This window comes from Bradyrhizobium sp. USDA 3256, assembly GCF_054058275.1.
In genome coordinates, this window is the sequence record NZ_JBSSAE010000002.1 from 3,645,698 (window position 1) to 3,667,345 (window position 21,648).

Consider the following 21,648-nt stretch of genomic DNA (forward strand, 5'->3'; position numbering starts at 1 on the left):
CCTTCTGTCTACCGAGTTGTACGACGCTCACTTCAACACGCGAAACGCTGTCAGGCTTCGTGTCGGTTACCTCGAAGACCTCTCCGTTGTCCCTCGCGACACGGCATCCTTGCGTTAGAGGCCACGGCAGGACACCATAACCGAAACTGAAGACAGGCTTGCGTGTCGAAACAAGCGGGTAAGCGTCATGGTTTCCCACGCGTCGCCCCTCCCCGAACGCCACGGACATCGCTTTGGCTACATAGACGGCACGCACCCTGACCTTCCGGTCAGGGCACGGTATGGGCGGGAAGTTTGGTTTCGCGGGCTCGACGGGCGTTACCCACACGCACTCGCCGAACGCCTCATCAATTGCCGGACTAACCTCGCCCTGCATCGCTTCCCGCCAATCGGACGGAAATAGCATAGTCATTGCTGTGATCTTTCCTTAGTGGTGCCCACCGGATGCGAAGCTAGGCTTCGTGGCGTTATCGCCTGGGCCTTGCATGCTTGTGCCGAGACGGCCATTGAGCGTTACGTTGGCCGCTGCTTCGGCGCGATGGATGATGCCTTCGAGATAGCTTGTCGGTCGCACCTCCCCGATTACTTGCACCGCCAGCTCGGCCGCGCCGCTCACGGTGCCGGTGACCGCAACATCCTTGAAGCCTTGCGACGGCCCTACGTTGCGCGTTGAGTCCTGCCAGCCGCCGCCCGGGTGTTCGTCGGAAGCGCCAAGCACGCGCAGATACTCGCTAGTCGCACCGCGTCGCGCCTTCGGCCAGGATGACGGCTGATAGCGATCAAACGGCCCCGAACCCGCAATAAGGTCTTCGAACTCAGCCCCGCCCCCACGGGCTAGCTCGCGCTCCATTCGGGCCTGTGCGTCCGCCCTGATGGCCTCTCGTGCAGCCCTCGCACGGGTATGGTCCCGCGTGACGCCCTGGGCTTCGTCGTTTGTCAGGCCGTACACAATCGGCATGGTGCCCGCGATGACGGCCCCCCACCCAAGAGTCCTCGAAGCGAGGCCTAGCCCGGCCGCGACCCGTGAACCAGCCGCAGCGGCCCCGGCAGCGCCCGCAGCGGTGCCAACAGCACTGCCGCCCGCCACTCGGGCTAACGCCGCTGAGGCCACGTTGGCGTTCGCCGCAAGCCCGGTGAGGCTCGACATTACCGACACGATGGTAGCGCCTGCTGCCGTTAGGCCCGACAGCGAAGCCAGCCCGGCCGTAACGCTGATAGCCTGCTTCTGAGCGTCTGAGAGCCCAGCCGTGAAGCCCGCCAGCTTAGCGCCCGCCTCGGCAAGCGGGGTAAGCCACCCTTCGTTCGCCTTGACCATTTGCTTCTCAGCCGCGTCGAGCGAGGCCGTAAGCCGATCTGCGGCAGCCGCCAATCCCTGCATACGCTCGTTCGCGATGTTCTGCGCGAACCCGTCGCCGTGGTTCAGCTTTTCAAGGTACTCTTGGTACTGCCCAAGCGCGTTGAGCAGCATGACGGCCCGGCCCCCCTGCTTGTCGCCAACTAGGGCGGTCGCATCTCGCGCGGTTGCCCTTTGCAGGATCGCGTCGAACAGATCGCCGCCCCGAAGTGAACCCTTGGCCAAGTCGTATTGACGAAGCGCCGTTTCCACGAGGTGCTTCTGATCCATCTTGGACAGCTTTTCACCGCCCGCCTCGACGGCCTCGCGGACGGCAGCCGAGAAGTCTTCACGGCTCCCAAGTACGTTCCGGGACTCGTCGCTGAGGGCTGCGTTAAGGCTCGCCCTGCCTCCGTCCGATAGACCCTTGCCGTACCGACGACGAAGGGAAGCATCGATAGCGTCCGTGCTGACCGCGCCCTGGGGGGCATAGTCAGCATAGTTGATGCCCATGTGGGCGAAAGCTTCGAAAGCCTGTTTGGTCGGTGCGAGCAGGCGAGCGCCCACGGCTCGCATAAAGACGCCAGACTCATCGCCGCCGACGTTGGCGCGCTTAAGCGTCATCGCCGCTGCAAAAGCCTGTTCGGGACGGATACCCGCTGCGCTCGACATGCCGATACCGAACTTGCCGAACTGCTGAATATCCTCCGGGCTCATGGCACCCGCCTTTGACGCAATGGCAGCCAAGTCGGACGACCTTGCGATCTCGCGGGAAGCGTCGGCCGGGCTGTGCAGGTGGATGCCCTGCCCGAACGTCAAGCCTTCAACGATCTTTGCGGCCTCCTCCGTCTTCACATTCAAGGCCTTCGCCAACACGATTGCTTGCTTCGTGGCAGCTTCAGTGATTGGCGCGGAGAAGTTGCGCGTCACGAATGCTTGCTGCGCGTGCAAGGTGTCTTCCGGCTTCAGCCCGTAGACGGTCGCCGCTTCGATCCTCTGCCTTTCAAGCAGGGCCATATCGGAGTTGCTGTAGTGCTGAATGGCCCGCTGATACCGTACGTCCCGCTCATAGGGGATGTAATCGGAGACAGCCGACTTCGCGAACTGAAAGGCCTTGGCACCTGCAACGCCCGCAACCGTCGCGCCGATAGCGGCTTGCACTTTGTGGATTTTCTCAAGCGTATTGAGGTGCTGTTGCGCCGCGCTGTTGGCCTGCCTCAATTGGTTAGCGAGGTTCGCGCTGCCACCGGTATCCTTGAACAGCCCCTTGGCTGTCTGATCGAGACGCTTCGTCAGCTCAAGTAGTTCGCGCAATCGCGGCGACGCCTGATCGTTTGCGCTGATTGTCGCCGTTACGCTTGGATTGCTCATTGGGTATTAAGCCTCTGCTCGTTTGCTCGCATCTTCTGAAGGTCTGCGAACAGATCGACAACTGACATGAACCGTCCTAACCGCATAGGGAGCAGCTCGGACAGCTGCACCCCCTGGTCCTTAATAAGGACCGCTATCAAGCGGCGGACGGTTCGGTAGGGTTGCGGTCGCCCGCCCCCAACAGCACAATATCGGTCGCGAGCCCGCGAAGCTGGTAGTAGTCGCGTGCGCTGAGGCCCTTGAGACTGATCTCGTCGACCTTCTCGGCAATCATCTCGACCAACCACTTCGACATGATCTTGTTGTTGTACTCGATGTCGACGCCGTCCGGCTCACCATTGGCATCCTTGCGGGTGTGCACCTTGAACGGTTCGCCAAAGTCCACGAACGCGCCAGCGGTGGGCTCCTGAAGCGTCAACGACGTCAGCTTTCCGTCGTGGGTTGTGAGCGGTTTGCTGAGAGTGAATGTCTGCGTAGTCATTTGGTGTCGATCCTACTATTTCAGAGTGGAGTTAGACGGCTCTCGGCGCGAGGCTCTGCGCATCGACGCCCGCCTGGGCGAGCACACGCGAGAAGTCGCCACCAAGTCTCGAATGCGTGTCGAGAGCGAGCTTCAGTTTTTTGAAGTCGGAGGTCATGCCTTGCTTGTTTGCCTCCATCGCGTTGAGCTTGATCTCGGCCAAGCGGCGCAACCGCGCCGGGTCGAAGTCCGCGATCTTGGCGCGGAGGTCTTTGCCCGCGTGCCCGTTGTTCCTGTTGAACGCGTTCATAGAGCGTTCGATCTCGGCGAGGCGTTCCGCCCTCGGGTCGGTTGTCATGGTGTCTTCCGTCTGCTGTTCGGTGTTTTCGGTCTCAACGGGTAGGCCGCGAAGAAACGCGCGGGCCTGCTCTACCGTCAAGGTTTCGGGATTGCGGCTTGCCAGCAATTCGGCTGTTGCCGCCGCTCGTGCAGTTGCCTCCGGCAGGCATTCGATTGCGAGCCGCCAGCGCGAGATCGCGTCGGTGAGGACAGTTGCGGCCTCTGCACTCTTGATCGCGGATGCGTCGACAATTCGATATCCAGCCGCAATCGCCTTCGGGCGCGTCATGCGTTCACCGTTGTCCAGTACGACGACGCTGGGCGTGCCATCCAGTGGAATGGCAATCTTCTCTTTCATGGTCAGTACCTAAAGCGCCGGTGCGGCGCGCTCATGGGGATGTACGGCCCGACGCGCACCGCGCGCCCAACGTTGATGCCGGATTCGCAGATGATTTCGAGGCGGCGAATCTCGTGCTGCAATGTCTTTGCGTCGCCGCGCTGAAATTCGAGCCACTGATCGCCGTTTCGGACAACGGCCTTCGCTCGTCCGGCAAGCAGCTGGTAGTACGCCTTGCGCAACTCCGAGAGCATTGCGCACGGGCTATCGACGGTGGGGACAACGGCCCCACCGGGTGTGCAGCCTGTCATTCTTATGTGTCCTGTTAGGTTAGCGCCGGATCGTCTTCCGGCTTCCAGTCGCTGCGGTTTTGCGGCACCGGATACGGCAGACCGGCTGCGATCAATTGATCGCGTTCGGCCTTCCGTTGCGCGATAGTCTCTTCAACGTCATAGCCGCGCTCGCCCAGCTTCGCTTCGAGCGTCGACAAACTGTTTTCGATTTCTAGAATGTCGGCCTGTGCCTGCTTTAACGGGTCGGCGACTGGCTTAGACGAACCACGCCACACCGAGTTGCTGTAGGCGTCAGGTGCCTCCCAATACGCGGGAGCGCCCTTCGGGAGCCTTATCACTCCGGTTTCACATGCTTCTTCGAGCCACGCTGCGAACACTCCACGATAGAACGGATCAAGGATCGCAGCGCGACGGCGGAGATTGATGCGCCAGGGTAGCTCTTGCGCCAGTCGTGCCGCGCTGAAGTTGGTTTTGCTATAGTCGCCGCTGGCGTCCTCCGCACTTGCGCCCGCAGCCTTGGCGGCTTCTCGACTCAGAGATGAGTCGAATGCCTCGTACGTTGAGTTGGGCGCTTGCGTGCGGTGCATAACAAGTTTGTCTCCCCTCAGAAGGTGAACCACCTTGCCCGGCTCCAAATCCACACTCACCTTGTCTCTGCCATAGTAGCCACTCGCTGCCTGCATCCAATCCGTGACCGCCGTACCGGACGATTGGCTCCCGTTGGCAATGGCACCGGGAGGCACTTCACTCGGATCAGACAGCGCCCGCATCGCTACGTCGCGAGGTAGATCGCTCTCCACCGTGGTTGCTGTCATGCTTTGCACGAGAGCTTGCGCGAGCGCGAACTCCTGGGCTGTCTTTTTGGAATGGGCAGGCGTGAGGGCTGCAGCGAGCGGAGACATGCCGCGGATTTGGCCGGGCACAGTCTGATCAAAAACGTGCCCTACCCGTAGGCGGCCCCAGCTCGTGCGAGCCTTCACGAATATGGCCTGGGGCGCGCTGCTGATGTTGCCGAGAACGAACGGCCGAATCCAGTATCCTTGCAGCCTGCCATCATTATCGAACTGGACGCCTTGCAGAACACTGCCGCTATTCGGTCCGCCGACCGCGACGCGCGTGATGGATTGGTCGAGTTGCCGTGCGTCAAGCAAATTGACTTTCGTTCGAGTCCGCGCGCCGGGTGCCCGCTTCCAATCGAGAGAGAAGACGGATTCGCCCGTGATCAAATAAGACTTGAAGGCCGCGACTGCGAGCTGATGTAACGTGAAGCGTCCGGACGCGTCACATTCGAATGCGTTCCCTGCCCACGCGGCCCACGCCGTTTCAATCTGATGTGCAAGGCCGCGAGCGTCGTCCGGCGTAATGCCGAGCACGTCGGCATTCAGCCGCGAGCTGAGAGTCAATCCGGTGCCCACTGCATAGGTTGCGAAGGTCTCAACAAGCGTCGCGATAACCGGATTTGTAAAAAGCAAATCGAAGTTGATCGATGAAACGACCGCGCGCTCGCGGCTAACCTCCGAACCGGGCGTTCCCCAATAGGGCTGATAGCCGTTTAGGTAACCTGCCGTATACGGAGACGCGCCATCGTAGCGCGCCCAAACAAGGCTAGGCTTTCCGTCTGTTCCGTCCATAATGCCCGCTTGGGGCGATACCACGCTTACGGGCGCGAGCGAGCGCGGTTCGGCGGGGAGGCCTGCGAGGGAGGAAGCTTTATTAGGGCTCCCGCTCCGCAACCTTCTCTGCTTTGTTGCCATGGCCGTTAGTCCTTGATCAGCGGTAAGCCCTGGGCTGCGCGCCTTTCATTGTTGAATGCTCTCGCAGTTTGCTTGATTTCCTCGCGCCGAGCTGCGACCGGGTCGTTGCTCACGTCGATCGTCGTAGCTTGCAAGCCTATCGGCCCTTCCCGGTCCATCGCCTGCAAGTATGGGTTAGCGGCCGGTGCGTCCGCCAAGATGCTTTTCGCTGTCTCAGCGTCAAGCACCGAGTAGAGCGCGAGCTTCTGCGCCATCGCCGGATTGCGCCTCCCTTCCGGGCTTTCCAGTATCGATGAGATTCGAAGGCGTTCCGCTGCAATCGCAGCGTTATCGTCGCCGGTCACTGCGACAGGCTTCTTCGCAACACGAGTCATGGTGTTTACCTTTAGTGTGAGAGCGCGCCCATGCGCTTCGCCAATTCGTCGAAGGATGGTTGTGCGGGCTTGGATTTTGAGGTGGGTGCTGACGGTATCGGAACCGTCAACCTGGGATGCTTTGAGATTGCGTAGGCGTAGACAAGACAATCGAGCGGCTCGTTACGGCGTCGGTTTGGGACCCACTCAAATTTCAGAACGTTCCGGACTGTACGCGTCTTCAGATCTTCGGACGCTAGGCCTGCGTAGTACTCTTCGTCCAAGTGAACCGGAAGGCGAATATAACCGGGTGTCATCGGATCAGTGTTTGCGAGTCCTTTACCCACGATGAGCTTCACGGCGTCGACGCCAACTAGCCACAGCGGCATCTGCCCCTTGTGGCTTCTGCCCTGTCTGAGTAAGTGCTCGTCAAAGCCGTCCTCGCCCTTAATCGCGTAGCAACTTCGCGACTTCCGGCGTTGTCCCTGAGTGTATCTGACAGCCATGTCTTTGTTGAAGCCGGTATCGACGGCTTGCACTAAAACCGGCAATTCTCTCCCGTCTTCGAGCTTAAACGTCGCCCCCATCGCTTCGTCGAGTTCACGCCAAACAGCGTCGCCAGACGTGTCGCCGGGCAGTCTGAAGTGATTCAGGACGGAGAGAGTCTGATCGACGTGATGACCTAAGAAGGTAACTTCAAGCCGATTGCTCTGAACGTCAACGCCCGCAGACACGAACAGCATATCAGCCCGATACGGTGGCGCGATCTGCTCGGAGCGTTGCTGTAGCTCAACCGCTGACATCTCAACTTCTGCAGCGGCATCGTACGCTTGAGCCAACACAGTGTTGTAGAAGGTCTGCTTTTCATCCGGCGTCTTAGCTGCTTCGAATTGCTTGACCACCGACGCCATAGCAGAGCCAGAGCCGACCAAGGACGACAATTCAGTGAGGTGGTATGATCTAGTACCCTTCTCGCCGGTTGCGGTCGGCACCCACCTTCCACCTTCGACCATTGCGCGACGAGCGCGTTCGCCATGCACGACACCGCAACCGGGGCAGACGTGATGTGCGGTCTCGGGTTTGCCCGGGTCCCACTTGATATCCGAAAATTCGATCGGACCTTCGTGACCGCATTTATCCGGGCACGTTACGAACCACTTGCGCTGGTCGCCCTTCTTATACCATGCATCGATGCGCGACCCCGCCCGCGTCGTCGGTGTGCTAACAAGCAGCACGCGACGGCCGTTGTCTTCAAACGTTTTGGTGCGTTTAAGGGCGAGCGCCACGGGATCGCCTTCGCCGGGGAGAGACCGAGCAAAGCGATCCGTCTCGTCTAACAACAGATATTTGATAGCTCGGGCCGCAAGCTCATCGGCCTGGTGGCTTGACGCGAGCGCTAGAAAGCCACCGGGGAACGTCTTAAGCGATGTGCTGTCGGTGCCGCCCGCACTGCCCTTTTTCGTGCTCTTGCCGGTACCGATTAACGACTGAAGTGCGGGTGACGCGGAGATGAGCGGATCAAGCCGCTCCCTCACCCACTCTTTGGAGCGGTCACCGGGTCGGTGATACGTGGAGTGTCGGGCCGGGCGCGCTACCGATGATGTGGCCGACCAGCGCGTTGACGATTGTGGATTTGCCGGTCTGTGATGCCCACTCCAGCACTAGAACGTCAGCGTCGTCTGAAGCGAAGTAGTCGAGCGGCTCAACTTGATATGACTGGAGCCGCAACGGGCCAGGACGTGCTGCCATCGAGGCTGATAGACGGATGTTGGCTTCGGCGAAGGTACTCGGCAGCGTAATCGGCGGTGGACGCAACGCGCCGAGCATCGCCGACGCTAGCGCGTTGTCGATCATTCTGTGTGTCTCTTCTAGCTGAGGGCCTCTTTATCCAGCGCCTCAGCGAATTTGGATTCGTCCGCAAGCTCGGTGAGCGTGTCGCGTACCTCGTTGTCGATTAGCTTCGCGATGGCACGACCGTCAGCCTGCCCGACTAGTGCTGGCGCAAGCTTCCCGCCCATCGCGAGCAGCGTGGCGCGTAGGTCGCCCAAGATGCGTGTGATTGTCTCAGTCGCGGCGGCGCGATCGATTAGGTTCCCCCGCTTCCGCTCATTGTCGAGTCGCATCTTCTCGGCGCGATAGCGCATCTCATCGGCCTTCGCCGCAGCGTATTCGCCGTTGGCCCCACCTTGGCCTCGACCGTTCACAGCGTGGCCGATTACTCGGTCATTGTCCGCCAACTGCCTCACGATCTCGACAGCTCGGGCGAAGTCTGCCTCGCAGTCCGGTTCGGTCATGTCAGCCGCTGCGAGCAAGCGCCGTGCCGTCGCCTGATCCAGGCTCGTTTCGTCCGCGATCCTGCGAATAACGCCTTTCGGCCTTCCCATGGTCCTTCTCTGCTATCGGAAAAGTGAGTGTTTTCAGCGAAAATAGTGCGGCGGTGCACCGCTCGGCGGCCTCAAGGGGTGCCCGGGAGGGACCCAAGCGCCCCGCGCGGCCTCGCCATGGCGCATTGTCCTCGCGCTCGGGACCTACAGTAGCGAGAGCGCGACTTCACATACGAGCGGGCGGGCCATAGTCGCGATATGCGCACACGTGAGCGGGCGCTCCATCCTCACGATATGCGCGGTCATCGTGGGCAGTGCCTCGCGCTTGTCGAAGCGAAAGCCTTCGAGGAAGCGGCGCGTGTCCACTATACGGCCGTGGATGTTCACCGTGGCCGGAAGCGCCTCGCCATTGGCACGCTGCTTTACTAAGCGCTCTAGTGTCTGATCGTATTGGTTCATTGTGATCGCTCCTGTGAGTTGGTCGCGCGCCACGCCCGGCAGGCGTCGTCTCAATTCCACTCTGCCGGACGCGGCGCGCTGATCGTCGCGAGCGAGTCGATACCACTCTAGCGACGGTGTTGGGTCTAATCACCCGTGTCGGCGGGCGGGCTGTAAGGGATGCCTTCGGCGAGAAGCTGCTTCTGTATCTCTTGCGGCAACCGCTGAGCCACTTGCGCATTGGCTTCCTTCTGCCATGCCAGTCGAGCGGCCCCGTTATCCTGGGCCATCGCAGTCGACGGCATTTCGGCATAGATGCCTTTGACGGGGAGCCTCCCCTTGCCACGCCGGATCGCAACAAACTTGCCGCCATTGGCGCGGATCACGAAGGCTTTTGCCACGTCGAGCGAAGAGCTGCCGCCACCTGTCTGCCTGAACGTGCTCGCATGCAAGCCGCCGCGACGGCCGACGCTTGCACCGTGGGTGTTCAGAATGCCGATGCGCAACTTGTTTGCTGTGAATGATGCGCTGAGATCGGACTGTGTAGTACGCCGCACCTTCGTAACGCCAGGATGTATGCGCGCGACGGAGACGCCTGCATCCTTCGCGATCACCTCAAGCGCGACTTTGCGCGCTGCTGTCGCTGATCGGTCGACAGCTCGGCGGATAGCGTTGCGAATGCCGCGCGTGCTCAGCTCTTGCGCCCATCGCTCCAACGAACTGGCGTCGACATTAACTTGTAGCATTGTCATCGTAGTTATCCCCATACAGCGCATTGTGAGTTGCGATCACTCGCGACCGTTGCTAACAGCGCAACAAATGCGGATTTGGAGTGTGTGAGTTGAAGCGTGCAAAGACGAAGAAGAAGACTGTGTCCCGCCGCGAATGGACTGCGATGGACGTGCGGACGTTGAAGAAGCATTCGAAGGCCCGCACGCCGGTCGCGAAGGTGTGCAAAGAACTAAAGCGCACTGTCGGTGCTGTACGCGTCAAAGCCTCGCAGCTCGGCATTGGTGTTGGGCACCAGCGCTAAAGCGTAGCGTCGACCTATATCAGCGGCCCGGGCACAAACATGATGGGCTCGACGCGGCGCGCGGCCAGCAGCCGGGCATAGAACAGGCTAAATCCGGGACCTGGGCTCCAATGCGTCGGCGTCGCCTGCGCGGTCCTATCGAGAAGCGTGGTCGCGTTGTTCGGGTCGGAAGAGAGGCGACCTCCGGTTACGGAGCCGCCTTTAGGCTGAACTATTGCGCCCATCCGAGGCTCCACCCCGTAGGGGGCGCATACGGGAAAGCCGACCCGCCGCTGTTGAGCGTGAAGTTGTCCCCAACTTGCGGACTGCCGTATTGGCTGAACGCTGCTGCCGGTGCGTACCCTACGCCCACTGCGACACCACCCGTCTGCGTAAGAGGGTTGGCTGTGCCGCTGCCGTTCCACGGACCCCCATTGCGGCGGAAGTAAACCAAACCGGATACGGCGTCGTAGCAGACATCGAGAACATCTCCGGCCACAAGGCCAGCGCCAAGTGACCCGGCTCCGCCTCCGTTATTCACGATATTGCCGTTACCAAGCCAGACGCCTGCCCCGGAGCCCGTATTGCCATTAATGGCAGCGAAGTATCCGGTAGTGCTGGCAGACATCAGGCCAAGGAAGTCGGTGCTCCCGTGAGACGCGCCTACTGTGTAAGAGCAGAACGGCTTGCCAGTGCTCTTGTACGATGTCGATCTCACGCCCCCGGCGTTGCCGTCAGTGCGAGTTGCAGTTAGGTTGCCGTTGGATAATACAACGTTGGAAGACAACGTCCCCGTGTCAAACGTGGTCGGCGTGAAGCCGGGACCGATAGCGGGCAAGAAGGCGAGCAGAAGTGCTTGGACAGACATTCACGTCAACCCTGCTTGCCATCATCGTCGTCCCTATCGGGGGTTAAGTCGCACCTAAACGGCCTGCCGTCCGCACTGGCGCGTAGGAAGTTGACGAGCGGCGTCTCGCCCTCAGTCCGACCCGGGCAGAATGCGTTGGCGGTACCGATCAGGGACGCGAAGAGCGCAACGAACGTTTCGAGTGCGTCGGCCTGACGTTCGGCTGCATCCGCGAGGCGTGTCAGCTTGGCGTCGATGCCGATCAGCGCGAGGTCGCGAGTCGATATGCCGGGTTGCAATGCGAGCTTGTCGCCTGCCCGCATGTGAGCGACTATGCCCGACTTCAAAGCGGTTCTTTGCACGTGAGCGGGCTTGAGGCCCTCGGCGAGAGCCTCGGCAACGAGATTGGTCATTTGGCGGTTTCCCCTCGGTGGCGGGGTGAATGGCCTGGGACGGCCGCGCGAACCGGGGACGGTGGTCCGCGCGGCTCCCCGAAAGGAAGGGCTCGTGCACCCGCCGTACGCGGCCCCACCCTATGGACGGATATGGCCCCGTAAGATTGCGATCCGTTGCGCTGATAAGCCGCCCACTGTGCAGTCTCCCTCCCTTATAGGGAGGGAGAGACGTGCACGGTTGATGGGAAATTCGGTGCACGGTTGCTGCACGGTCATTGCACGGTCGATCTAAGTACTTGATAATATGAGCAAACAACCGTGCATGCGACCGTGCACGAACCGTGCAGACCAACCGTGCAAACGACCGTGCAGCAACCGTGCACGGTTGGGCGCTGCACGGTTGCGAGATGCGACTTTCGGGGGCAAGTATGGCAGTCGTCTACAAGTTGAATTCCGCTCACAAACAGGCGATCAATCTAAGAAAGCCTAACGCGTAATCGATCACGAACGCCGACAGCGTTCCAAATGTTCGATGCCCTCATTGCATGCACATGGGGTCATTCACGAAAATCGTTCCGCACGACTTGACTATCCAGCATATTGGGAAAAGCCAAACCGGAGGGCTGATGGAGGTTAGCCGATCCACCGTCGGCCTTCGGGTGTGCCCCAATCGCGAATGCTTCGGTGTGGTATTTGTCGTGCTCGACAAGGACGGCGTTGTTTCGCTGCCCAGCGAGGTTCTCGATTTTGACCCGACCGATATTCCTCCGCCGATTGTCGCATCGCTAGAAGAGGCGATAAAATGCCACGCGTCTCAATGCTACAAAGCGTCAGCACTTATGGTGCGTCGCGTTCTCGAAGAGTTATGTGAAGAGCGCGGAGCCAAGGGCAACAATCTCAAAGATAGAATCACCGCACTAGCAAAGATCGTCATCATCCCACAGGAGCTTATCCGAGCAGCCGATCATCTGCGGCTGCTTGGAAATGATGCTGCCCACATCGAGGCTCAGACTTATCAGAACATCGGAGAGCCGGAGGTCCGGCTCTCGATTGACTTAGCTAAGGAGCTGCTGAAGGCAGCGTACCAATACAAAGGACTCCTGGGTCGGCTGACGGCGCTCCAAAAGCACTAGCCCGCAAGCCGATACTCGGTCAGCCTATTGTCTCCCGACTTAACGATCTCACCGGCTTCCACCAACCGCGCTAACAGTCGCGGGACGGCTGTGCGTTCTTTAAGCTCCGCCAGCCCGCTCCGCCTCCGATCTACGTTTAGCGCCGCCAGCACGTCCTTCGAGGTCAACCCGATCTCTTCGACCTTATCGCCCGTCTCGCCAGCAATGCTCTCAACACGCTCCCTGAAGACGCGCAGCGTCGCCGCGAGCTTGTCGGACGGCTCGTCGGGAGGCACCGGCAGCGCGTCTTCGTCGAGATCGTCGACTGCGATATCAGCCGTAGGACGGTCTTCCGCGAGAACAACGCTGATATCGTCGCCGTCTTCGTCGACGCCAATAGAGTGAGATTTGAGACGATAGTAGAAGTTCACCTTAGCGGGGTCGCCGATACGAAACTTCGAGCCCGCGCTGATCTTGCCAACGCCTGATGCCTTGTCACGGCTCAGCTCTATGACCGTGTCGACGTTAGCTTGCAGCGCGCCACTCCCACGCACGCCCTCCCCGGCCTTTGTGGGGTGGGCAAGCGCCGTCACATTTGCTCCCGTGGCAGCCGCGATGCGTTGCATGCTCGCGGTATAGATGCCCGCGTCTTTTGCGTCGTTATCGTTCCCAGGCATGATGCTTTGAGCCAGCGTATCGATGACAATCATCGCCACGGGTAGTCCGTAGTGATCGGCAGCGTACTTCGCGAGCTTGATCAGTTCTCTCTCGTCTTGCGTCGGCTTACCGCTCGGATCGTAAAGGCGGCAGGGGCCACGGTGAACGACGAACGCGCCTCCACTGAGGTCGCGCCCTCCTTTCTCCATTACGTCACACCACGTCGCAACACGGCGCTCAACGTCGTCAGAATTTTCTAACGCGACGTAAATGACAACGCCCTGTTTGACTTTGCGACCGCGCCAGTCGAATCCGTGCCCTATGTGCAGGCCGATGTCACTGAAGACCGCTGTCTTACCGGCTCCCCACATTCCAGTCGCGACGGACGTAGTTCCTCTCGCCACGAAGAACTTAACGGCCCAATCGAGCAGCCGAAGGGTTGCTCCGCGTATCTTCTCGATTAGGACAAAGCGCTTCGAAGGCTCGGCTGCGGGTTCCTCCTCGTTGACAGCTTCGAACGCGGAGCCATCCGACGGCTTCTCCTTCTTCAGCCCTTGATTCTTGATCCACTCGCGCGCGACCTGCCGGTCGTCGTACTCGCCGGACTTCGGCTTGTCATCGGTGTAGGAGCCAGCACCCTCCCATTGGGAGAAGAAGACCGACAGCGCTGGCGCAGGCATGTCCGGCCACTCACGCATGATGTGGCGCGCTGCCAGGAAACGGTTAGTCGAACAGTCCGAGCCGGGGTTGTCGTACAGCTTGGCAAACTCCGGATTTTCGGCCCTCAGGTTGTCGAGATCGTAGCTTCCGAGATCGGCATCGAATGCATGTTCGTACTTCTCCCGTTCCGCGTCCTGAAGCGCCTTGATGACTTCGCGCTCCTTCGTCGGCGTGACATCTTCGTTCTGAGCGCCGTCAGGCGTTGCACCAATCATCTCGACGATGTAGCCCGGCAGCTCGGGCATCTTGCCGCCGACGACCGCGCGCACGAATGCCTGCTTGTCTGCCTGGGTGCCATAGGTCGCACCGTCTTCGCGGATCGAACCGGGCGCAACGAACTGCCCGCCCGTGCCACGAACGTCAGTGCCGTAGTTCTTCTTGAGCAGGCCCGCGCGGTTGGAGAACTTGCCGTCCGGATCGCGGAAGACGAAGTGTTCACCGCCCGACTTGGTGGGGTTGATTGCGATGCCCGCAGGCGGCCCCTCGTGCTCGTCAAAGAGTGCTCGCAACTTCGCCGGACCATCGTCCTTGAGATCGGCATCGAGCACGACAAGCTTCGAGGGACCGCACGAAATCGACGGCACCGCGTTGGGGAATTTGCGCCACAACTTGACGAGCGTGGCATCGTCTTTGGTTGCGCCGACATGCACGGGCTCGGTGCCGTGCTTCTCGACGTACTCTTCAATCGCGGCCTCGCGCTCTTCTTTGCTGAGCGAGGTGTCGGCGCGGTTGTAGCGGGGGATCAAGGGGACTTTCCCGTCTGAGGGGAACACGTACAGTCCGGCTTGTGCGAAGAAGCGCGCGTTCTTGCGGTTTGTGCTCTGTCGTGCGCCCGTGTTGTCGGCCGTAGTCATCGTTTCAGCCATCCTACGCTGCGTCCTTTTCCCGCGCGGCAAGCGTTTTCGCCCCGCGCTGTCGTGAGCTGATCTTGTTCTTCTGATCGGCTTTGATTTGCCGGATAATTCCGTTTGTTCGTTCCGAGCGCCGCTGATCGACTTCTAGCTGTCGTTCTCTGAACTCGATTTGGCGCCCCAACCATTCGGTTCTCTCGACCGTAGGTAACGCCGTGAGATAGGCCCAACCGGTCTCCTCGTTACGGCCGATAAACGCCAACGCCTTTAGCTCCGTTACGGAGATGCTGCCTTTGCGCTTCCGCTTCTCGACCGCTATCCCGTGCTGCAAGAGATATTGGGGGAGGTACGCCCTCACGCCGTTGGCGATTTCGCGTTGCTTCGACGGATTTTCCTCCGCAATCGCTTGCAACGCTTTGCGTGACCCAAACTCGGTATCGATCATGAGCGCCGCGATACAACCCTCAAGTCTGTTGGCATCGGACAACAACTCTTGCGCTGTACGGAGGGGAACACCTACCCGCTTGGTGAGCCAGTGGGAGTCAAACGCGGACGCATTGTCGCTGAGAAACGCAGGCGCGATCTCGCGCAAGCACTGTGTGCAGGCGACTTTGAGGGCATGATCAGCATCGGGCGATTTGATCGCTGCTGCCAAATCATCAGCAACTTCCGACCAACGGCATTCTTCGGCGGCTCGTGCGAACCTCTCGGAGAAAAGTCGGCCGTTGCGCAGCACTCGCCGAAGATTGCTGTTTGCCTGCGCGTTTAGCTCCCGAGCGAAGGCATGAGCATATTCCGCTTCCGCCGCATTTCCCGATGCAAGTAGCTCCCGTGCCCGCTTACGTTCGGAGTTAGCAGCTCGTCGGGTGTCGTTGATCTCGAAGGCCTGTCTATCTAGGCGCGCATCGATATCATCGTAGCTTTCGGCTCGATTGAACCAATCGAACTTGGTGCCGCCCTCCACATAAGGATCGGCCTCGGCAATGCGAGCGCGATTCTCGCTGTCAGCCTTTAGGATCGCTTCCCATTGATCTTGAAGCGAGACGTTGCTGGACGCGTGGGTATCGTGATTCATAGGTCCCCCAGGCGCGCGAGCGTTCGCGCGTTCTGACGTTGGGTGATTTCGTGGATTTCAGGCCGGGATCGCAGCGGGGTGCGTCATCGCTCGAAGCCAGCATCGCGCACGGCGGCCATCTCGGTCTCAAGCCACCGATTTAGGTGCCCAAGCTTGCGAGGCTTCGGGATTTTGCCATCCGCCATCCATCGATTGAACGACGTGACGGAAGGCCCGCCGAGGACCTCAATGAAAAGATCCCGTCCGCCGAGACGAGCGGGGTGGGGAAAGTCGTGCGGGATGGTGTCGCGTGTCGCGCGACTCGTTTGGGTCGTCATAGCCGTGGCTCCGAGTTTGTTGGGTCTCTTCGGAGCCCGCCTGCGCATGCGGGTAGCAGTGCTTGTTAAGCGCTTTGTGGGGTCCGCCAAATGCGGACGGCCTGCCTTTCGGCAATACCTGCGGGTGTTCGCCGCTACACAACCGGGGAGGACGACGTTCGAATCGTCGGGTCCCCCGCTCCGCATCGCGCACATCTCCGTTGCACGACGCTTGTCTAACTCAGTACACGAGACCAAGGCGTTTGGCGATTAAAGGGGCACAACGCCCTCACCCGCGCCTTCATGGTACTATCTGGGACGTAAGGCCTTGCCGTCAACTTAATGGACAGTCGGGGTGCGGCGGACCAAGCTTGCGGTCGAGCTGGGTAAGCACCGACCACACCGGGGACGATGCTCAAATAAAAAGGGGCCGCCTAACGCGAGCGGCCCCTGCCGGAAAATGAAAAATGATCTTAATGAAATGCGCCGGTATAAAGAGGCTAGCGCGCTTTGCCTTCAAAGCAGATTCCGTAGAAACACGGGAAAACGAAACGGCCCCAGCACCTTGGCGGCTGTGGGGCCGGTGCTGAGGCCGTTACCCGACCCGCCGTTCGCATTCGCAGGGCGCAAAAAAAGATTCGAGGGGTTACCCCTCGCCGCCACTGTTTCCCAGGTGTTTCCTGAGCGGATTTTCGAGTAAAACGACTTCCGGTTAAGTCTTTGATTTTGTTGGTCGGAGCGAGAGGATTTGAACCTCCGACCCCTAGTCTCCCAGACTAGTGCGCTAACCGGGCTGCGCCACGCTCCGATGCCGTTCCATTAGCTGCGATCCTGCGTTCGCGCAAGGCAAAGCAGGCTCCTGAAGACTGCAATCCGGGCACCGGTTCCCCTTGGCGGGCTTCCCTGCCTCAGCCGTCCTTCATCGCTGCGTCGATCATCTGCCGGCAGGCGACCAGTTCCTGCAGCACGCGTTCGAGCCGCTCCCGATCGACTGACGGAACGGAGGGACGAACCGGCGGCGCGGCGGGCGCCTTGCCGGGCTGGGCGTGCGCCTTGTAGGTCGACAGGATCGGATCCTCGTCGGGGTCGACGAATCGGTAGTCGATCCCCTTCTCGTCGCCGTCGCCCTCCTCGCCGTCGAAATCGAGGCCGTCGCTGTTCTCGAGGTCGTCGGGCTCGGCCATGCTGTTGCCGACGGCTTCCTCGACCGCGCCGAACGAGACCGCTGCGGTCTGGTCGGCGATGCCCTGCACCGATTTGATGCCGTGCTCCTTCAGGATCCGCTGCACGCCGCGGATGGTGTAGCCCTCGCCGTACAGCAGCCGGCGGATGCCCTTGAGCAGGTCGACGTCGTCGGGGCGATAATAGCGGCGTCCGCCGCTGCGCTTCATCGGCTTGATCTGCGCGAAGCGCGTTTCCCAGAATCTCAGCACATGCTGGGGAATATCGAGTTCATCAGCGACCTCGCTGATGGTACGGAACGCATCCGGCGCCTTGTCCAAATGCCCGCTCCTTTGAGCTCAATGCCTGGAGCCTTTCCGTTCCGGTTGAATCGGGACGGGGCTCCGGATTCTAGTTTTGCCGCGTTTTCTTCACGCGAACCGGGTATCCACTTCGCTTGAAAACGCTCTAGTCGGCCTTGCTGCCGTCGCCATTGGTGACGACATGGCCATTGATCCGCTGCTTCAGGATCGCCGATGGCTTGAACACCATTACCCGCCGCGGCGAAATCGGCACCTCGGTGCCGGTCTTCGGATTACGGCCGATACGCTGGCCCTTCTTGCGCACCATGAAGGAGCCGAATGAGGACAGCTTCACCGTCTCGCCCTTTTCCAGGCAATCGGTGATCTCCTTCAGCACCAACTCGACAAATGCCGACGATTCCGTGCGCGACAGACCCACCTTTTGGTAGACCGCCTCACACAAATCGACGCGCGTAACTGTTTTTCCGGTTCCCGTGGTCATCGCCTGCCCCGCACTCTCGGCGAACAATTTCTTGACTGAAATTAAAAGCTTAGCGCGCAATGGTCAACAGTGACCAGCGCCCAGGCGCAGAAAGATCCCGGCAACCTGTCGATACTGTTTGGCGATACGCTACCAGCGCACGAGCGCCGAGCCCCAGGTGAAGCCTCCGCCCATCGCCTCGAACAGCACCAGATCGCCCTTCTTGACGCGTCCGTCCTTCACGGCGACCGACAGCGCGAGCGGGATCGAGGCCGCCGAGGTGTTGCCGTGCTTGTCGACCGTCAGCACTACCTTCTGCGGCGCAATATGAAGCTTGTGCGCCGATGCATCGATGATTCGCTTGTTGGCCTGGTGGGGGATGAACCAGGTGATGTCCTCGGCGGTAAAGCCGGTGGCGTTGAAGGCGTCGACGATCACGTCGGTGATCATGCCGACGGCATGCTTGAACACCTCGCGGCCTTCCATCCGGAGATACCCGACCGTCCTGGTCGAGCCGGGCCCGCCATCGACGAACAGCTTCGCCTTGTGGCGGCCGTCGGAGCGCAGATGCGTCGTCAACACGCCACGGTCGCTGGTGGTGCCGGACTGCTGCTGCGCCTCCAGCACGACCGCGCCGGCGCCGTCGCCGAACAGCACGCAGGTGCCGCGGTCGTTCCAGTCGAGGATGCGCGAGAAGGTTTCGGCACCGATCACCAGCGCCCGCTTGTGGGTGCCGGCGCGCAGGAAATTATCGGCGGTGGCCAGCGCGAAGACGAAGCCGGAACAGACCGCCTGCAGGTCGAAGGCGACGCCGTGGTTGATGCCGAGCCCGTGCTGGACGGCGACCGCAGTGGCCGGAAAGGTGTTGTCGGGCGTCGAGGTCGCGACCCACGATCAGGTCGATCGACTGCGCATCGACTTGCGCATGGGCGAGCGCGGCCTGCGCCGCCTTGATCGCCAGATGCGAGGTGAATTCATCGTCGGCAGCGATGTGGCGCTCGCTGATGCCGGTGCGCTGCACGATCCAGTCATCCGACGTGTCGATCCGGGTGGCCAGTTCGGCATTGGTCAAAACCCGCTCCGGCAAATATGAGCCGCAGCCGAGCACTACCGAACGTATAGCAGTCACGAGACAGCCTCCTGCGCGGTCTGCGCCTGCACCAGGGCGCTGCCGTCGCGGTTGAGCATCTGATTGATCTTGGTGAGGAGATCGAAGTGGGCCATCTCATAGCCAACATCCACCGCATAGGCAAAGCCTTCCGCGTTGGTGCCGCCATGACTCTTGACCACCACGCCCTTCAGGCCGAGCAGCAGGCCGCCATTCGACTTGTTGGGATCGAGCTTGTCGCGCAGCTTCTGGAACGCACCGCGGGCCAGCAAATAGCCGATCCGCGCCAGCCAGCTCGATGACATGGCCTCGCGCAGCAGCGTGAACATCTGGCGCGCGGTTCCCTCGGCGGCCTTGAGCGCAATGTTGCCGCTAAAACCTTCCGACACGATGACATCGGCGAGGCCCTTGCCGATCGCGTCGCCCTCGACGAAACCGATATAGTTGAACTGGGTCGAGTTCATCGCGCGCAGCATCTCCGCCGCCTCGCGGATTTCCCCGTGCCCCTTCATCTCCTCGGACCCGATATTGAGCAGGCCGACGGTCGGCCGTTCGAGGTTGAACAGCACGCTCGCCATGGCGCTGCCCATCACCGCCAGCGTCGCCAGATGGCGGGCGTCGCCGCCGATCGTGGCGCCGAGGTCGAGCACGACAGAGTCGCCGCGCAGCGTCGGCCACACCGCCGCAAGCGCCGGCCGGTCGACACCCGGCAGCGTCCGCAGATTGAGGCTGCCCATCGCCATCAGCGCGCCGCTGTTGCCGGCGGAGACCGCAACGTCGGCCTCGCCATGCTTCACGGCGTCGATCGCGAGCCACATCGAGGACGCCCTGCGGGTCCGCCGCAGCGCCTGGCTCGGCTTCTCATCGTTCTTCACGGCGACGTCGGTATGGATCACTTTCGATACCGCCTTCAGCGCCGGATGCTTGGCGAGCTCCGGCTCGATCTGGGCCCGGTCCCCGACCAGCAGGAACTCGCTGTCGGGATGACGGCTTAACGAGATCGCGGCGCCGGGAACGACGACGGAAGCGCCGACATCGCCCCCCATGGCGTCAAGCGCTATTCGAACCTTTTGAGGCATGAACGTCCCGGAAGCCTGCTTTCCCGCAGCCCTTCAGACGAGGACCGCGAGCTTGAAGTCACCGCCGTTAACGGCGCGCGGCGAAACACCAACTCGCGTCCCGGCCGGGCCGCGACAATAGCGTGTCCTCGATCCGACACAACCTCTTGACCGCAAATGAGGCAGCTGCCGAACCATCACGCAACACATTAGAACATACCAGAAATACATTGTATTTCAATGTATTGTGACACGTATTTGAAGTAACTGGGAACAGCGCTCGCGCAAGCTTGCAGGCAAGCCATCCCCGCAAATGTGGCGCCGGGCGCCCTCAACTTCCCTTGGGCTTCTTGCCGTCCGGCTTTTTCTTCAGCGCCTTCAGCGCCGCGAAAGGATGATTTTCCAGGTCAGGCGCTTCAGCCTTCTGTTCAAAGACCGCATCCACCTTGCGCGGATACGGGTCTATGCCGAGAAACAGCGCATCGGTGGCAAGCCGGCCGATGTCGATGAAGCCGCCGACGATCGGCTCCGGCGGGTCCGGCGTTTCCTCATCGCTGTCGTCGGCGTCGTCGACCAGGTCGGCCATTTGCGGGATCTGCTCGGGCGGCGCGAACACCACATCGATCGGCTCATCGATCTCGTTCTCAATCGGATCGAGCGTCACCACGCAGGTCTGCCCGACCCTGGCCTGGACTCTGCCGGTGACCTGGTAGCTACCGTCGCGCTTGGGCTGCAGGTCGAACTCTGCACGCGCGGAGACGACCTCCCGCAACTCGGCAACTTCGGCCATCGCCTTGCGCGCTGCCTCGTCGGCCGCGATCTCGCGATGCAGGCCCGTCTCCGGGATCTGCGCGACATTGACGAGAACCCGCCAGGGGTCGCGGTCGCGCCGTGCATCTGATTGCCCTGTGCTGCCGCCGCTCATGCCTCGGTCCCCGCAGCCTGTGGTACCGGAAAGCGCCAGGCGCCCTTGGCCAACGCCGCGAGGTCGGTGCGCGCCAGCTCTTCGATCGCCTCCCTGGCGTAGGCGGCGAGCTCGCGGGCCTTGTCGATGTTCTGACCGTTGAGGATGTTCTTGCAGAACGACTCGGCCAAGGCCGCCTCGCTGTCGGTCAGCGCCAGATCATAGGCCGTGGTGCGGCCGTAGAAGGCTTCGCCGAACGCCTGCATGCGCTTCGGCACCGTGAGGTCGCCGACGCCCATTTCCCGCAGATTGTCGTCCATATCGATGCAGAAATGATCAAACAGGGCCTGGGACAGCGCAACGCCGCCCTCGACGGATTTCAGTCGCCGCAGCACCAGCCACAGATGCATCAGAAGCAGGTCAAAACGGCCGTTAACTGTGTCCGGAACGCCCAAGTCACGGTAAAATAACGGTTCTCGCGCCTGCGTCACGATCATGCCATAGATGGTCTCAATGGTGCTGCGCGCGGGCACCCGGGGTCTTCTGAAGTGATTGAACGGCCAAAGCATGACGGGTTCCGGCTGCCGGTCCCCAAAGGGTCGCCTGTTGAGAGGTCGCCCATTGGAGCTCGGCATGATTGCAATCCATTGAGCTGCCCGGTACGTCA

Annotated in this window: 21 protein-coding genes, 1 tRNA gene and 1 pseudogene; 2 read left to right on the forward strand and 21 right to left on the reverse strand. The window is 61.1% G+C overall.

Going from position 1 to position 21,648, the window contains the following annotated elements; translation table 11 throughout:
• Positions 1-427: 427 nt before the first annotated feature.
• From ACVWY5_RS18865 to ACVWY5_RS18915, 11 genes are all read right to left on the reverse strand, one after another.
• Entirely contained in the window at positions 428-2,704 is a 2,277-nt protein-coding gene (locus ACVWY5_RS18865; RefSeq protein ID WP_080667064.1) for a phage tail tape measure protein, read from the reverse strand.
• A 136-nt stretch (positions 2,705-2,840) separates the two neighbouring features.
• Entirely contained in the window at positions 2,841-3,185 is a 345-nt protein-coding gene (locus tag ACVWY5_RS18870; protein WP_028333891.1) for a phage tail assembly protein, read from the reverse strand.
• 31 nt (positions 3,186-3,216) lie between these two features.
• On the reverse strand, positions 3,217-3,861 hold the full coding sequence (locus ACVWY5_RS18875; protein ID WP_028333890.1) for a hypothetical protein: 645 nt from the start codon (positions 3,859-3,861) through the stop codon (positions 3,217-3,219).
• 2 nt (positions 3,862-3,863) lie between these two features.
• The gene (locus ACVWY5_RS18880; RefSeq protein WP_028333889.1) at positions 3,864-4,151 is read right to left on the reverse strand and encodes a hypothetical protein; all 288 of its coding nucleotides are present in this window, start codon (positions 4,149-4,151) and stop codon (positions 3,864-3,866) included.
• Positions 4,152-4,165: 14 nt separating this feature from the next.
• Entirely contained in the window at positions 4,166-5,764 is a 1,599-nt protein-coding gene (locus tag ACVWY5_RS18885) for a phage portal protein (RefSeq protein WP_028333888.1), read from the reverse strand.
• A gap of 128 nt (positions 5,765-5,892) precedes the next feature.
• Positions 5,893-6,261 carry a hypothetical protein gene (locus tag ACVWY5_RS18890; protein WP_028352119.1) on the reverse strand — a complete coding sequence of 123 codons (369 nt, stop codon included), beginning with the start codon at positions 6,259-6,261 and terminating at the stop codon, positions 5,893-5,895.
• Positions 6,262-6,272: 11 nt separating this feature from the next.
• Positions 6,273-7,775, reverse strand: coding sequence for a terminase gpA endonuclease subunit (locus ACVWY5_RS18895; protein ID WP_456671684.1), 1,503 nt, complete (start codon positions 7,773-7,775; stop codon positions 6,273-6,275).
• A 16-nt stretch (positions 7,776-7,791) separates the two neighbouring features.
• Positions 7,792-8,094, reverse strand: coding sequence for a phage terminase large subunit family protein (locus ACVWY5_RS18900; protein ID WP_456671685.1), 303 nt, complete (start codon positions 8,092-8,094; stop codon positions 7,792-7,794).
• A gap of 14 nt (positions 8,095-8,108) precedes the next feature.
• Entirely contained in the window at positions 8,109-8,624 is a 516-nt protein-coding gene (locus tag ACVWY5_RS18905) for a hypothetical protein (RefSeq protein WP_028333885.1), read from the reverse strand.
• A 144-nt stretch (positions 8,625-8,768) separates the two neighbouring features.
• On the reverse strand, positions 8,769-9,023 hold the full coding sequence (locus ACVWY5_RS18910; protein WP_321176758.1) for a hypothetical protein: 255 nt from the start codon (positions 9,021-9,023) through the stop codon (positions 8,769-8,771).
• A gap of 125 nt (positions 9,024-9,148) precedes the next feature.
• Positions 9,149-9,754: a phage tail protein gene (locus tag ACVWY5_RS18915; protein ID WP_321176757.1), complete on the reverse strand. Its 606-nt coding sequence runs from the start codon at positions 9,752-9,754 to the stop codon at positions 9,149-9,151.
• A gap of 89 nt (positions 9,755-9,843) precedes the next feature.
• Between ACVWY5_RS18915 and ACVWY5_RS18920 the strand changes: the two genes are divergently transcribed.
• Positions 9,844-10,035: a hypothetical protein gene (locus ACVWY5_RS18920; protein WP_456671686.1), complete on the forward strand. Its 192-nt coding sequence runs from the start codon at positions 9,844-9,846 to the stop codon at positions 10,033-10,035.
• Between the two features lie 852 nt (positions 10,036-10,887).
• On the opposite strand, the gene ACVWY5_RS18925 is transcribed toward ACVWY5_RS18920, so the two are convergent.
• Positions 10,888-11,274, reverse strand: a complete 387-nt coding sequence (locus tag ACVWY5_RS18925; RefSeq protein WP_028333881.1) for a hypothetical protein — start codon at positions 11,272-11,274, stop codon at positions 10,888-10,890.
• A 533-nt stretch (positions 11,275-11,807) separates the two neighbouring features.
• Here ACVWY5_RS18925 and ACVWY5_RS18930 point away from each other — a divergent pair.
• Positions 11,808-12,389, forward strand: a complete 582-nt coding sequence (locus ACVWY5_RS18930) for a DUF4145 domain-containing protein (protein ID WP_456671687.1) — start codon at positions 11,808-11,810, stop codon at positions 12,387-12,389.
• Here ACVWY5_RS18930 and ACVWY5_RS18935 read toward each other — a convergent pair.
• The 9 genes and pseudogenes from ACVWY5_RS18935 to ACVWY5_RS18975 all read right to left on the reverse strand — a co-directional run bounded on the left by ACVWY5_RS18935 (position 12,386) and on the right by ACVWY5_RS18975 (position 21,550).
• On the reverse strand, positions 12,386-14,611 hold the full coding sequence (locus tag ACVWY5_RS18935) for an AAA family ATPase (RefSeq protein ID WP_028333879.1): 2,226 nt from the start codon (positions 14,609-14,611) through the stop codon (positions 12,386-12,388). The genes ACVWY5_RS18930 and ACVWY5_RS18935 overlap by 4 nt on opposite strands.
• Position 14,612: 1 nt before the next feature.
• Positions 14,613-15,671 carry a hypothetical protein gene (locus tag ACVWY5_RS18940; protein WP_028333878.1) on the reverse strand — a complete coding sequence of 353 codons (1,059 nt, stop codon included), beginning with the start codon at positions 15,669-15,671 and terminating at the stop codon, positions 14,613-14,615.
• 1,026 nt (positions 15,672-16,697) lie between these two features.
• A tRNA-Pro gene (locus ACVWY5_RS18945) sits at positions 16,698-16,775 on the reverse strand.
• A 100-nt stretch (positions 16,776-16,875) separates the two neighbouring features.
• Positions 16,876-17,469 carry a MerR family transcriptional regulator gene (locus ACVWY5_RS18950; RefSeq protein WP_016844981.1) on the reverse strand — a complete coding sequence of 198 codons (594 nt, stop codon included), beginning with the start codon at positions 17,467-17,469 and terminating at the stop codon, positions 16,876-16,878.
• A 127-nt stretch (positions 17,470-17,596) separates the two neighbouring features.
• The gene (locus tag ACVWY5_RS18955; RefSeq protein ID WP_035631661.1) at positions 17,597-17,932 is read right to left on the reverse strand and encodes an integration host factor subunit alpha; all 336 of its coding nucleotides are present in this window, start codon (positions 17,930-17,932) and stop codon (positions 17,597-17,599) included.
• 129 nt (positions 17,933-18,061) lie between these two features.
• Positions 18,062-19,040: pseudogene (locus ACVWY5_RS18960) on the reverse strand (beta-ketoacyl-ACP synthase III).
• Positions 19,037-20,098 (reverse strand): phosphate acyltransferase PlsX, encoded by a 1,062-nt coding sequence (gene plsX / locus ACVWY5_RS18965; RefSeq protein WP_028333876.1) that lies wholly within the window; start codon positions 20,096-20,098, stop codon positions 19,037-19,039. The pseudogene ACVWY5_RS18960 and the gene plsX overlap by 4 nt, the downstream one beginning before the upstream one ends.
• Positions 20,099-20,408: 310 nt before the next feature.
• The gene (locus ACVWY5_RS18970; RefSeq protein ID WP_038377420.1) at positions 20,409-21,002 is read right to left on the reverse strand and encodes a YceD family protein; all 594 of its coding nucleotides are present in this window, start codon (positions 21,000-21,002) and stop codon (positions 20,409-20,411) included.
• Positions 20,999-21,550 carry a ubiquinol-cytochrome C chaperone family protein gene (locus tag ACVWY5_RS18975; RefSeq protein WP_028333875.1) on the reverse strand — a complete coding sequence of 184 codons (552 nt, stop codon included), beginning with the start codon at positions 21,548-21,550 and terminating at the stop codon, positions 20,999-21,001. The genes ACVWY5_RS18970 and ACVWY5_RS18975 overlap by 4 nt, the downstream gene beginning before the upstream one ends.
• Positions 21,551-21,648: the final 98 nt, after the last annotated feature.